The sequence below is a fragment of the Ornithinicoccus halotolerans genome, from assembly GCF_009602535.1.
GTDB lineage: Bacteria > Actinomycetota > Actinomycetes > Actinomycetales > Dermatophilaceae > Ornithinicoccus > Ornithinicoccus halotolerans.
In genome coordinates this window covers 1-11,862 of record NZ_WIQI01000088.1, presented here as the reverse complement: position 1 = coordinate 11,862, position 11,862 = coordinate 1, and the positions used below count along the sequence as shown (strand labels likewise).

General features: G+C 75.3%; 11 protein-coding genes and 1 tRNA gene. 7 read left to right on the top strand and 5 right to left on the bottom strand.

All coding sequences use genetic code 11. The annotated features are described in order from the left end of the window. From GFJ45_RS12770 to GFJ45_RS12750, 5 genes are all read left to right on the top strand, one after another. On the top strand, window positions 1–469 hold a 469-nt coding region (locus GFJ45_RS12770; protein WP_153397811.1), incomplete at its 5' end, for an FtsB family cell division protein. 91 nt (window positions 470–560) lie between these two features. Next, on the top strand, window positions 561–1,052 hold the full coding sequence (locus tag GFJ45_RS12765) for a DUF501 domain-containing protein (protein WP_228386970.1): 492 nt from the start codon (window positions 561–563) through the stop codon (window positions 1,050–1,052). Next, window positions 1,049–2,011, top strand: a complete 963-nt coding sequence (locus tag GFJ45_RS12760) for a Ppx/GppA phosphatase family protein (protein WP_153397807.1) — start codon at window positions 1,049–1,051, stop codon at window positions 2,009–2,011. The genes GFJ45_RS12765 and GFJ45_RS12760 overlap by 4 nt, the downstream gene beginning before the upstream one ends. A gap of 28 nt (window positions 2,012–2,039) precedes the next feature. Beyond that, entirely contained in the window at window positions 2,040–2,876 is an 837-nt protein-coding gene (locus GFJ45_RS12755; RefSeq protein WP_153397805.1) for a uracil-DNA glycosylase, read from the top strand. 44 nt (window positions 2,877–2,920) lie between these two features. Then, window positions 2,921–2,994: transfer RNA gene (locus GFJ45_RS12750), tRNA-Leu, on the top strand. Window positions 2,995–3,176: 182 nt separating this feature from the next. Here GFJ45_RS12750 and GFJ45_RS12745 read toward each other — a convergent pair. Beyond that, window positions 3,177–5,702: a M14 family zinc carboxypeptidase gene (locus GFJ45_RS12745; RefSeq protein WP_153397803.1), complete on the bottom strand. Its 2,526-nt coding sequence runs from the start codon at window positions 5,700–5,702 to the stop codon at window positions 3,177–3,179. A 212-nt stretch (window positions 5,703–5,914) separates the two neighbouring features. On the opposite strand from GFJ45_RS12745, the gene GFJ45_RS12740 reads away from it, so the two are divergent. Beyond that, window positions 5,915–6,763 carry a Bax inhibitor-1/YccA family protein gene (locus GFJ45_RS12740; RefSeq protein WP_153397801.1) on the top strand — a complete coding sequence of 283 codons (849 nt, stop codon included), beginning with the start codon at window positions 5,915–5,917 and terminating at the stop codon, window positions 6,761–6,763. A 1-nt stretch (window position 6,764) separates the two neighbouring features. After that, window positions 6,765–7,076, top strand: a complete 312-nt coding sequence (locus GFJ45_RS12735; protein ID WP_153397799.1) for a hypothetical protein — start codon at window positions 6,765–6,767, stop codon at window positions 7,074–7,076. A 21-nt stretch (window positions 7,077–7,097) separates the two neighbouring features. On the opposite strand, the gene GFJ45_RS12730 is transcribed toward GFJ45_RS12735, so the two are convergent. The 4 genes from GFJ45_RS12730 to GFJ45_RS12715 form a co-directional block, all read right to left on the bottom strand. Further along, window positions 7,098–8,321 carry an acetyl-CoA C-acetyltransferase gene (locus GFJ45_RS12730; RefSeq protein ID WP_153397797.1) on the bottom strand — a complete coding sequence of 408 codons (1,224 nt, stop codon included), beginning with the start codon at window positions 8,319–8,321 and terminating at the stop codon, window positions 7,098–7,100. After that, window positions 8,255–9,370, bottom strand: a complete 1,116-nt coding sequence (locus GFJ45_RS12725; RefSeq protein ID WP_153397794.1) for an SGNH/GDSL hydrolase family protein — start codon at window positions 9,368–9,370, stop codon at window positions 8,255–8,257. The genes GFJ45_RS12730 and GFJ45_RS12725 overlap by 67 nt, the downstream gene beginning before the upstream one ends. Window positions 9,371–9,390: 20 nt before the next feature. Beyond that, complete coding sequence (locus GFJ45_RS12720; RefSeq protein WP_153397792.1) at window positions 9,391–10,410, bottom strand: NAD-dependent epimerase/dehydratase family protein; 1,020 nt, start codon at window positions 10,408–10,410, stop codon at window positions 9,391–9,393. Beyond that, window positions 10,410–11,862 (bottom strand): AMP-binding protein (locus GFJ45_RS12715; protein WP_153397790.1); only part of this gene is annotated, 1,453 nt, incomplete at its 5' end. The genes GFJ45_RS12715 and GFJ45_RS12720, both read right to left, overlap by 1 nt.

The following is an 11,862-nucleotide window of genomic DNA, read 5'->3' as shown; positions in this document are numbered from 1 at the left end:
AACGCGCCCGGCTCCGGCGACGCCGGCGCGCCCCTCGGGGCGTGGCGGTAGCGGCCGGCCCACCCAGATCTGGCGGCTGGGCGTGCTCGTGCTGCTGCTGGGGTTCATCGCCCTGTTCCTCACCCCCACGCTGCGCGGCTACCTGGAGGAGCGGGCCCACATCAACGAGCTGCGCGCCGAGATCCGCGCCGAGCAGCAGCAGATCGCCGACCTCGAGACCGAGCTGGAGCAGTGGGAGGACCCGGCGTTCATCGAGCGGCAGGCCCGGGAGCGGCTCCGGTTCGTGCGCGAGGGGGAGACCGCGTTCACCGTGCTGGACGACACCGGCGAGCAGCTGACCGAGCCGGTGCCCGGGATGGCGTCGGTCACCCACGACGTGGCCGAGCACCGGCCCTGGTACGGCCAGGTGTGGGAGTCGGTGCGCAGCGCGAACGAGGGCGTGACCGAGGACGACGGTGGCCAGCGCTGAGCGCCCGGCCGCCCGGGAGGGCGACGTCGTCCAACCGCCGCCTCAGCGGCACCCGGGGACCCGGGTCCAGCAGGCGCCGACCCCTGCTGACTTGCAGGTGGTGGCGGCCCAGCTCGGCCGGGAGCCCCGCGGGGTCGTGGCGATCGCCCACCGCTGCCCGTGCGGGTGTCCGACCGTGGTGCGCACTGCCCCGCGGCTACCCGACGGCACGCCGTTCCCCACCACCTACTACGCCACCTGCCCACGGCTGACCGCGGCCACCTCGACGCTGGAGAGCAGCGGCCTGATGCGGGAGATGACCGAGCGGTTGGCCAGCGAGGACGAGCTGGCCGCCGGCTATCGCGCCGCCCACGAGCACTACCTGGCCGCCCGCGGCGAGCTCGCCGACGTCCCCGAGATCGCCGGCGTGTCCGCCGGCGGCATGCCGACCCGCGTGAAGTGCCTCCACGTCCTCGTCGCCCACGCGCTGGCCGCGGGACCCGGGGTGAACCCGCTCGGGGACGAGGCGCTCGCGGCGCTACCGGACTGGTGGCAGGGTGGGTGCTGCACCACCAGCGACGACGAGGAGGGCGCGGGACCATGACCCGGGTGGGTGCGGTCGACTGCGGGACCAACAGCATCCGGCTGCTCGTGGCCGACCTGGTCCCCGGGCCCGGAGACGTCCCGGTGCTCCGGGAGGTCACCCGCGAGATGGAGGTGGTGCGCCTCGGCCAGGGCGTGGACGCGACGGGGCACCTGGACGACCAGGCGCTCGGCCGCACCCTCGCCGTCGCCGAGCGCTACGCCGAGACCTGCCGGGACGCCGGGTGCGAGGCGGTCCGGTTCGTCGCCACCTCGGCCACCCGGGACGCCGACAACGCCGACGAGTTCGTCGCCGGGGTCGGCAGGGCCTTCGCCGAGTTCCGGGCGTTGCCGGAGGTGATCAGCGGCGACGAGGAGGCCAGGCTGTCCTTCGTCGGTGCCACCGCTCCGCTGCGCGCGGAGGGGAGCGCGCCGGGCCCCTACCTGGTCGCCGACATCGGCGGCGGCTCCACCGAGCTGGTGCGCGGGCAGGCGGAGGCAGACGAGGCGGTGTCGCTGGCCATCGGCAGCGTCCGGCTGACCGAGCGTCACCTGCAGCACGTCGACCCGCCGGGGGAGGAGGAGGTCTGGCCCGCTCTGGGCGACATCACCGCCGCCCTGGACCGCGCCGCCGAGGAGGTCGCCCTGCAGGAGGTGGGGTGCCTGATCGGAGTGGCCGGGTCCATCACCACCGTGACCGCGCACGCGCTCGGGCTGGACAGCTACCGGCGGGACCGCATCCACGGTGCCGAGCTGCCGGTGGAGGACGTCGTCCACGCCTGCACCGACCTGGTCCGGATGACGCGCGAGCGAAGGGCGGCGCTGCCGTACATGCACCCCGGCCGGGTCGACGTCATCGGCGCCGGCGCGCTGATCTGGCGCAGCATCGTGCAGCGGGTGGCCCACGACGCCGACCTGCGCACCGTGCGCGCCTCCGAGAGCGACATCCTCGACGGGATCGCCCTCTCGCTGGCCCGATGAGCCCGGCCCTGCACGGTGGTGAGCTGCCGTGACCCAGCCCGAGCGCACCGACCCGCACCCCCTCACCGGCCGTCCCTTCCCCTCCCCCGTGCCCCCGGGCACCGGCTGGCCTGGCGACCCCGCTGGTCCGGACACCGTCGTCGCGCGCACCCCCGAGCAGGTGCATCGGCTGGCGGCCTCGGCGGCTGACGCCGCCGAGCTGGACGCCCGGGTCTCGGTGTGCCGGGCCTGCCCGCGGCTGGTGCGGTGGCGCGAGGACGTGGCGACCGGTGGCCGGCGCGCGTCGTTCGCCGACCAGCCCTACTGGGGACGCCCTGGACCCGGGTTCGGGGATCCGGCGGCCGAGATCCTGGTCGTGGGCCTGGCCCCGGCGGCCAACGGCACCAACCGGACCGGTCGGATGTTCACCGGCGACCGCAGCGGCGACTGGATCTATGCCGCGCTGCACCGGGCCGGCTACGCCAGCCAGCCGACCAGCGTCCACGCCGGCGACGGTCTGGCCCTGCACGGCGTGCGGATCGTGGCCACGGTGCGCTGCGCCCCGCCCGCCAACAAGCCGACCGCTGCGGAGCGGGCCGCCTGCTCGGGGTGGCTGGCGCGCGACCTGGAGCTGGCCGCGCCACGGCTGCGGTCGGTGCTCGCGCTGGGGTCGATCGGCTGGCAGGCCACGCTGCGCACCGCCCGCGAGAGCGGCTGGGACGTCCCCCGGCCACGGCCCCGGTTCGGCCACGGTGCCGAGGCGGTGCTGCGCACGCCGGAGGGGCGGACGGTCCGGCTGCTGGGCAGCTACCACGTCAGCCAGCAGAACACCTTCACCGGCAAGCTGACCGAGGAGATGCTGGACGCGGTGCTCGCCCGGCTGTAGCGCCGCCGGCCCAGCCCGGTCCGTGCGCCGACTAGTCTAGAGCGGCCCCCGTAGCCCAACCGGCAGAGGCAGCCCACTTAAAATGGGTGCAGTGCGGGTTCGAGTCCCGTCGGGGGTACCCGATGCACCCAGGCCCACGCCCCGTGGTGCTGAGCGACCCGGCTGAGGGTGTTGCCGCAGGCGTCGCTGCCCCCGGCGCTGCTCCGCCGTGACCGGCAGCGGTCAGGGCCCGGGGGCACACCTGCGGTGAGGCCCGCCGCGCCTACCCAGACTCGTGACCGCGTGATCGGACCCAGGCGGTCACTCCTCGACCGACGACCACAGCAGCGCCCGCGCCACCGTGGCGAACTGGCCCTTGGGATGGGCCCGGAACAGCGGCTCGGTGCCGAACAGCGCGACCCGGGCCCCGTCCTCGTCGACGCCGCTGACCACCACGGCCTCACCCGCGGCCTGGTCCGGCCCGCCCGCACCGGAGGAGTCGGGGCGCCAGTGCCCGCTGACCAGCGGCTGCTCGGCGGCGAGCCGGCGCTCGACGGTGACCTCGTCACCGAGCTCGGTGAACCACGTCGGCGCGTAGACGAACGCGTGCTCCGGCGAGCCAGCGGCGATCGCCGAGTCGGCGTTGTCGACGTCGACCACCCCGTTGGCGTCCCGGCGGCCGTGCTCGGCGGCCACCTCCAGCAGGTCGGTGGCGTCGTTCAGTGACACGCCGGCCCGGCCGCGGGCCACCAGTCCGCCACCGGCGTCGAGGTAGCCGTCCAGGGCCTGCCGCGCCTGCTCGTCCAGGTCCTTCCAGTCCAGTCCGGAGGAGACGTAGAGCGCGTCCACGCCCGACCACGCGAACCCGTCGTTGAGGGCTGCCGTGTCCACCGGCGTGACCTGCAGGCCCATCTCACGCAGCGCCCACAGCTCCTCCTCGGTCGCGGCTGCCGCGACCGAGAAGCCGTCCAGCGGCACCCCGCCGCCGGCTTCCGCGCTGGTGAACGAGGCGCCGTAGTCCTCGGCGACCCGCGCGGCCTCCTCCCGCGCCGTGGCCGCCACGATGACCGAGCCGTCGTCCTGCCAGCGGACCGCGACGCCGGCCTCCAGCAGCGAGGACAGCGCCTGCACGTCCACGGGGTCCAGCAGCTCCAGCCGCAGGTCACCCTGGTCAGCCGGCAGCTCGCCGGTGGCGGCGGCCGCTGCGACCGGCTCGCCGACGACCTTCAGCGTGGTGCCCGCAGGGACGGTGACCACGTCCGCGCCCCAGAGCAGGCCGGGGCTCCAGCCCGAGATGTCGTACATCGCGTCCACGCGACCGGAGATGTCCGACCCGGGGCCGAGGATGGTGTGCGCCATCCCCCGCTTGGCCTGGTGCAGGTCCACCACGTAGGAGCCGGCCGGGTAGCGCTGCCCGGCCACCGTGACCGGCCTCCGCGCCCGCACCACCTCGACGTCGTTGACGACCAGGTGGTCGACCAGGGCGGCGACCGCCTGCGCCGAGCGCTGGTCCGCACCGGCCGGCAGCACGTAGCCGCGGGGGAACTCGGTCGTGTACACGTCCTCCGGACCCACCCCCGGCGCGACCGACTCGTCGACCGGCCGCTGCGGCTCCCCGGCCACCCCGCGGCGGAACACCTCGATCTGGTCGGCGACCAGTTGCTCCCGGTGCTCGCGGACGTAGCCCAGGGACGCGGCGACCGCGGCGCTCGCGACGTCCGTGTTGATCGCGGCCCGCCGCTGCAGCTCCTCCTCCGGCTGCGAGGTGTACTCGCGGTTGTTGACCCGCAGCGGCAGCTCGATGGTGTGGGCCACCGCACCGTGGTAGGCGGCGTACTGCGGGGTGAAGATGGGCGGCCAGTCGTCCCAGCCCTCGTCCCAGTCGCGGAACGGGATCTGCGGCGCGCGCACTCCGTCACCGGCCACGGTCAGCCCCAGGTCGAGCACCGCCTGCTCCATCGCCAGCCCGTTGCGGTAGGCGTGCTTGAGGAACAGGTCGTACTCGTAGGCCTCCCCGTGCGGCGGCGTCGTCGGCTCGATGAGGGTGCCGTTGACGTAGCCGTGCAGGTCCAGCAGCAGCAGCGGCTGGGTCTGGATGATGGCGGCGCGCAGCGCCCTGGTCTCCGGCTGGCTGCCGGTGATGAAGTCCCGGTTGAGGTCGAAGCCGCTCGCGTTGCGGCGGGTGTTCCCGTGCCGGCCGTCGGGGTTGGCGGACAGCACCAGGTGGATGCGGGTGTGCTCGAGGTCGTGGACCTTGGCGGGGTCCTCGGTGGTCGCGTAGTCGCGCAGCAGCCGGAGCGCGGCGTCGGTGCCGTCCCACTCGTTGCCGTGGATGTTGGCGTTGACCAGGACCGGTGCCTTGTAGTCGCGCAGCAGCGCCTGGTCGCGGGCCGCCTGGGCCGGCTGGTGCCGGATCCGCTCGGCCATCCGGGCCTGCCGGGCGCCCTCCCCGTTCGTCTCGGGGGCGGTCAGCGTGGCCAGGTAGAGCTCGCGGCCGGTGACGGTCGTGCCGATCACCTCGACGGAGACCCGGTCCGAGCTGGCCTGCAGCTCGTTCAGCTCCCGGGCCAGCGCGTGGTACGGAGCCAGGCCCAGCGGCAGCGAGGCGTCCTGGGAGTCCACCCGCGGCTCGGTCAGCCGGGTCTTGCGGGGGTAGCTGCCGACCTCGCCGCCGTGCCCCCGGGTAGGGGCGGTGGGGGCCGCCTCGGCGGCGATCGCGGCGGGGGCCTGTGGGGCGGCGGCCGTGCTCGCGACCGCGGTCGACGCCGGCAGCGCGGCACCGAGGACGAGTGCCGTCACCGCGACGGGGACGCCCCGGGGGGACTGGCGGCGCAGAGGCGACCGCATACCGCTCCTCTCGACTGACCGGTCCGACCGGTCGTGGTCGCACCGCCTCCCCCTGGCCCGGGAAGCCTAGCGTCCCTGCGCCCGGACGGGAACCCCCTGGTGGACGACCACGCCCCCGGCAGGACGCGCCGCACCGAACCCGGGAACACGACGGGCCTCCCGGGCGTCTATCCTGGTGAGACCCACTTTCGTGCGACCCATGGAGGGCCGACATGGCAACCAACCCGGTGTTCAACAGGATCGACAGGGAGGCGAGCGGCTACGCCGGGTTCGGTGCGCCGCGCGGACAGCAGATCGCACCGACCGGCTACGGACCGTCGCAGACGGCGTCCCCGCAGCAGCTGGAGGAGATCTACCAGGCGCCCCCCGCCGGTCCCGCGCAGACCGGGCGGCTGACCCTGGACGACGTCGTCATGAAGTCGCTGGCGCTGTTCGGGCTGGTCCTGGTCAGCGGCGCGGCCACCTGGTTCTTCGTCGGTGCCCGGCCGGGCCTGGCGATGCCGGTCTGGCTGCTGGGCATGTTCGGCTCGCTGGGGCTGAGCTTCGCCATCGGCTTCAGCAAGCGGGTCAACGTCCCGCTCATCGTGGTGCACGCGGTCCTGCAGGGCCTGTTCATCGGCGCGGTCAGCGTCACGTTCGAGATGCTCTACCCGGGCGTGGTGACCTCGGCGGTGCTGGCGACGCTGTCCACCTTCGCGGGGATGTTCCTCGGCTGGAAGGTCGGCTTCATCAAGGTCACCAGCAAGTCGCGCCGCATCTTCGGCATGGCCGCGATGGGCTACCTGGTGTTCCTCATGGTCAACCTGGCCGCCGGGTGGATCTTCGGCGCCGGTGACGGCCTGGGGGTCTACGGCATGGGCGGGCTGGCCATCCTGATCTCCATCCTCGGCGTGGGACTGGCCTCCTACTCGCTGGCGATCGACTTCGACTCCATCGACCGGGGCATCGCCGCCGGCGCGCCGCAGCAGTACTCGTGGCTGATGGGCCACGGCCTGATCGCCAGCCTGGTGTGGCTCTACATCGAGTTCCTGCGCCTGTTCATGATCCTCAACCGCGAGTGACGTGACGCCCGAGCCGCAGCGGGCCGTTCCGGCCCGCGAGGCGGTCGGCGCCGAGCTGGAGCGCGTGGCCCGGCGGTGGCAGCAGCTGCCGCTGGACCACGCGCTCGCTCATGTCCCGGCCGTGCGGGCGCTGGTGCAGCAGCTGGCGGACGAGGGGGCAGCCGCCCAGGGCCTGCCGGTGACGCCCGTCCCCGACCTGGGGCCCGCGGTGGTCATCGACCAGCTGCGGGTCATGGTGCACGACCACGCCGCCGCCGGGCTGGACCCGGTGCCGCTGGCCGAGCGGCTCACCGCGCTGCGGCGCAGCCTGTAGCCGCCTCCCGGCTGCGACCGCTCAGGAGAGCCGCTCGATCACCATGGCCATGCCCTGCCCGCCGCCGACGCACATCGTCTCCAGGCCGAACTGGCCGTCGCGGGAGCGCAGCGCGTTGATGAGGGTGGTGCTGATGCGGGCACCGGTGCAGCCGAACGGGTGGCCCAGCGCGATCGCGCCGCCGTGCACGTTCAGCCGGTCCAGGTCCATGCCCAGGTCGTCGGCGCTGGGCAGCACCTGGGCGGCGAAGGCCTCGTTGATCTCGTAGAGGTCCATGTCCGTGATGCTCATCCCGGCGCGGGCCAGCGCCTGCCGGGAGGCGGCCACCGGCCCCAGCCCCATGATCTCGGGGGAGAGCGCGGAGACGCCGGTGGAGACCACGCGCGCCAGCGGGGTGATACCGAGCTCGCGGGCCCGGGTGTCACTCATCACGACCAGCGCCGCGGCGCCGTCGTTGAGGGCGCAGCAGTTGCCGGCGGTGACGGTGCCGTCCTCCCGGAAGACGGGGTCCAGGGCGGCAACCTTCTCGTAGGTCACGCCCGCACGGGGACCGTCGTCGCGGGACACCACGGTGCCGTCGTCGAGGGTGACCGGGGCGATCTCCCGGTCGAACACTCCGGCGGCGATGGCCGCCTCGGCGCGGTTCTGGCTGGTCACGCCCCACTCGTCCTGGCGCTGCCGGCTGACCCCGCGGACGGTGGCGACGTTCTCGGCGGTCTGGCCCATCGCGATGTAGATGTCGGGCAGCCAGCCCTCCTCGCGCGGGTCGGCCCAGGTGCGGTTGGTGCGGGCGGTCTCGGCGGTGCGCTCCCGGGCGCCGGCGAACTTCGGGTTCTGCCACTCCTCCTTGCTGGCGCCGGCACCGGCGAAGTCGGCGTAGCGGGAGACGCACTCCACACCGGCGCTGACGAACGCGTGGCCCTCGCCGGCGCGGATGGCGTGGAAGGCCATCCGGGTGGTCTGCACCGAGGAGGCGCAGAACCGGTTGATCGTCGCCCCCGGCAGCTGGTCTAGCCCCAGCTGCACGGCCACGACCCGGGCCATGTTGGAGCCGTGCTCACCCCACGGTTCGGCGCAGCCGAGGTAGAGGTCGTCCAGCTCCTCGGTGGCCAGCTCGGGCACCTGCTCCAGGGCGGCATGGACGACACCGGTGGCCAGGTCGTCCGGCCGCACGGAGGTCAGCGAGCCCTTGAAGGCCCGACCGATGGGGGTGCGGGCGGCGGCGACGATGACGGCCTCGGCCATGGTTCCTCCAGGGATGGGGACGGGGTGCCGTCCGAGTCTAGTTCCCCGGTCGGTGCGGTCTCGGGGGTCGGGGCGGCGCCCGGGCGGTGCCGCCGTAGCAGCCGCGCCCAGCGACCGAGGTCGCTCCAGCCGCGGCCCTCAACCTCGGCCCCGGACACCTCGGTGCCGGGGTCGCGGACGCTGCGGTGGGCCACCTGCTGCAGCGGCTCCACCCGTTCGCCGCGGAGGTAGTCCGGGGCGCGCCCGCTGTCCGCGGTGGGCAGCTGCAGGGCGTCGAGCACGCTGGGCAGCAGTGCCGCCGCCGCCGTGGCGTAGCCGGCCGCGGACGGGTGCAGCCGGTCGTCGCTGAACAGCTCCAGCGGCGCCTCCCGGAACGCGGCACCGAGCAGGTCGCCGGTGGAGACCGCACGGCCGCCGGACTCGACCACGGCAACGGTCTGGGCCTCGGCGAGCTGCCGGCTCCAGCGCTGCATCAGCGTGCGCAGCGGCTGGAGGACCGGCCGCACCGTCCCCAGGTCGGGGCAGGTGCCGACGACGACCTCGGCCCCTGCCTCCCGCAGCCGCAGCACCGCGTCCCGCAGATGCCCGGCCGCGACCTCGCGCGGCACCCGCTCCTTGACGTCGTTGGCGCCGATCATGATGACGGCGACGTCCGTGTCCGGAGCCGCCGCCAGGCCGCGCCGGACCTGGCCGGGCAGCTTCGCCGACACCGCGCCGCTGCGGCTGACGTTGCGCAGCTCGACGGGCCGCCCGCTCAGCGCGGCCACCCCCGTCGCGACGATCGCGCCGATGGTGTTCGCCGGGCTGCCGGCGCCCACGCCGGCGGCGATGCTGTCGCCGAGCAGCAGCATCCGGTACGGCTGGCCCGCGCCGGCCCCGTAGCGGCCGTCGTCGGCGTAGCCGGGACCCGGCTCCTCACCGATGGTGCGCCGGGCCACCTCCATCTCGATGCCCAGCAGCGCGACCGCGAGCGCCCCGCTCGCTGCGAGGGCACCGGTGCCGACCGCGGCGGTCGACAGCAGCCCGCGGCCGGTGGTGGACTCGTGCATCGCGGCACCCCCTGCTGGTGTCACGGGACGATGTGGTGGGTCCCACGGTATTGCCCGTCCCTGGCAGCGGCCAGCCGTGCCAGCCCCGCCTCGATGCTGACCTGGGGTCGCCAGTCCAGCAGCTCGCGGGTCTGCCGCTGGTCGAACCAGTGCGCCGTGCTCAGCTGCTCGGCCAGGAACCGGGTCAGCGGCGGGTCCGTCAGCCGGCGCGGCCCGGGAAGCGCGCCGTCCACGGCCATCACGCCCTCGACCACGGCACCGGCGAGCCAGCCGACCCGCGCGGGGACGTGCCACCGCGGTGTCGGCGCGCCGGCGGCCCGGCAGATGTCGGCCAGCAGCTCGCCGACCGGCCGTGGCTCGCCGTTGGTGACCACGAGGGCGCGGCCGCGCACGTGCCTGATCCGTTCCAGTGCCCGCACCAGCGCCGCAGCGGCGTTGTCCACGACCGTGGTGTCGATGAGGGCGGTGCCGCGTCCCAGCAGCGGCAGCCGCCCTGCCCTGGCCCGCGCCACGATCCGCCCGACGAGCTGGGTGTCCCCGGGCCCCCAGACCAGGTGGGGGCGGACTGCGGTGGTCCGGAAGTCGTCACCGGGGCCGTCGGCGCCGAGCGCGAGCAGCTCGGCGACGGCCTTGCTCCGCGCGTAGTCGCCCCGGGCCGCGACCGGGTCCGCCGGCCCGGCCGGGGCACCCACCAGCGAGTGGCCCGCGTGGGCGACCGAGGGCGAGGAGACGTGCACGAAGCGCCGCGCTCCGGCGGTCCGCGCCGCCTCGAGCAGCACTCGAGTGCCCTCGATGTTGGTGCGGGCGAACTCCTCCCAGTCCCCGACGACGTCGACCTTGGCCGCCAGGTGCACGACCGCGTCCTGCCCGGCCGCGGCGCGGGCCGCAGCGTCGGGGTCGGCGACATCACCGCGAACCTCCCGGTGCGGGCCGCCGGAGGCGCGGCGCTGCAGCACGGTCACGTCATGACCACGCTCGGCGAGCAGGTCGGCGGTGGCCCCGCCGAGCATTCCGCTGGCGCCGGTGACCAGGACCCGCATCAGCGGCTCCTCCGGCTCGGCGCCCGTCCACCCGCCCTCGCCCGGGCTGCTTCCTCGGACCTCGGCCCGTGCAGCAGCCGGGCCGCCCAGCCGGCCAGCGCCGCCCGGTCGACCTTCGAGGCGTGCCGGACGTCCACGGGCAGCCAGTCGCTCACCAGCACCGCGGCCAGCGGCAGCTGTGCGGCCGTGCGGACGCGGGCGGCCAGCTCGGCACCGGCCAGCCCGGTCGCGCGCCGGCCCACCCGAGCCTGCGGGACCACGACGGCGACCGGCTGCTGGGTACCGCGAGGACCCACGCCCACCAGCGCCACGTCGGCCACGTCCGGGAGTGCGCTCACCCGCGCCTCGACCGGGTAGGGCGTCACCGGCCCGTCGGCGGTGGCCACCACGTGGGACAGCCGCCCCTCCACCCAGAGCCGGCCCTGCCCGTCCAGGTGCCCGACATCACCGGTGCGGTGCCACCCCGGCGGCCGGGCGCTGGCCTGCTGGGTCGCCCACAGCCGGTCGTAGCGGTCCTTGGTGTGGGCCGCGCGCACCACCAGCTCGCCGGTGACTCCCGGCAGCGACACCAGCTCCTCGCTGCTGCGGCCGTCGGGGTGCAGCGGCGCGACCCGCACCGTCACCCCGGGCAGCGGTGCCCCTACGCAGACCCCGTCCCCGGCGTCCGGGCCGGTGGTGGGGTCGAGGCTGGCGACCGGCAGCACCTCGGTCATCCCGTACGGCGACTCGGTGCGCGCCGAGGGCAGCAGCTCCCGCAGCTGGCGCAGCAGCGCCGGTGGCACCGGTGCCCCGGCGGAGAGCAGCAGCCGGGGCCCGCGCAGCGCCGCCCGTTGGTCCGCGGTCAGCCGCTCGGCGGTGGCGAGCACGTTGCGCAGCGCGGCCGGGGAGGCGAACACCACGCTGGCGTCCACGGCCGCGACCGCATCGGCCAGCGCGGCCGCGGTGAGGGTGTGCGGGGCGGTCACGTCCATGGCCGGTACGGCGGAGGGGATGCCCAGCGCCGGGCCGTAGAGGGCGAACGGCGCGAACGCGGCGACCAGCCGGTCCTCGGGGCCGAGGTCGAAGGCGTGCCGCACCTGCGCCAGCTGGTGGCCCAGCGTCCGGCGGCGGTAGACCACCCCCTTGGGCGGCCCGGTGGCCCCGGAGGTGAACAGCACGGCGCCGTCGGCGTCGTCGTCGGTCGGCTCCGGCGGCAGGGCGGTGCCGGCGCCATCGGCCAGCAGCTCCCGGATCCCCTGGCCGTCGAGGGGGTGCCGCCGGCCGGGGACACCGGTCACCCGGGCCAGCCACAGCCCCCGGGGGACGGCGACGACGTGGTCCGGGCCCGCGCCCCGCAACGCCGCGCCGAGGCGGCGCAGTCCCAGCCCGGTGTCGGCGAGCACGACCAGCGGCAGCTCGGTGGCGACCGCCAGGCCGATGGTCTCGGCCTTCAGCGCCAGCCCCGGCCCGGAG

Bases quoted from the DNA above. Each gene is read 5' to 3' on its own strand.
- GFJ45_RS12760 (WP_153397807.1), top strand. From the start codon at position 1,049: ATGACCCGGGTGGGTGCGGTCGACTGCGGGACCAACAGCATCCGGCTG.
- GFJ45_RS12745 (WP_153397803.1), bottom strand. From the start codon at position 5,702: ATGCGGTCGCCTCTGCGCCGCCAGTCCCCCCGGGGCGTCCCCGTCGCG.
- GFJ45_RS12740 (WP_153397801.1), top strand. From the start codon at position 5,915: ATGGCAACCAACCCGGTGTTCAACAGGATCGACAGGGAGGCGAGCGGC.
- GFJ45_RS12730 (WP_153397797.1), bottom strand. From the start codon at position 8,321: ATGGCCGAGGCCGTCATCGTCGCCGCCGCCCGCACCCCCATCGGTCGG.
- GFJ45_RS12725 (WP_153397794.1), bottom strand. From the start codon at position 9,370: ATGCACGAGTCCACCACCGGCCGCGGGCTGCTGTCGACCGCCGCGGTC.
- GFJ45_RS12720 (WP_153397792.1), bottom strand. From the start codon at position 10,410: ATGCGGGTCCTGGTCACCGGCGCCAGCGGAATGCTCGGCGGGGCCACC.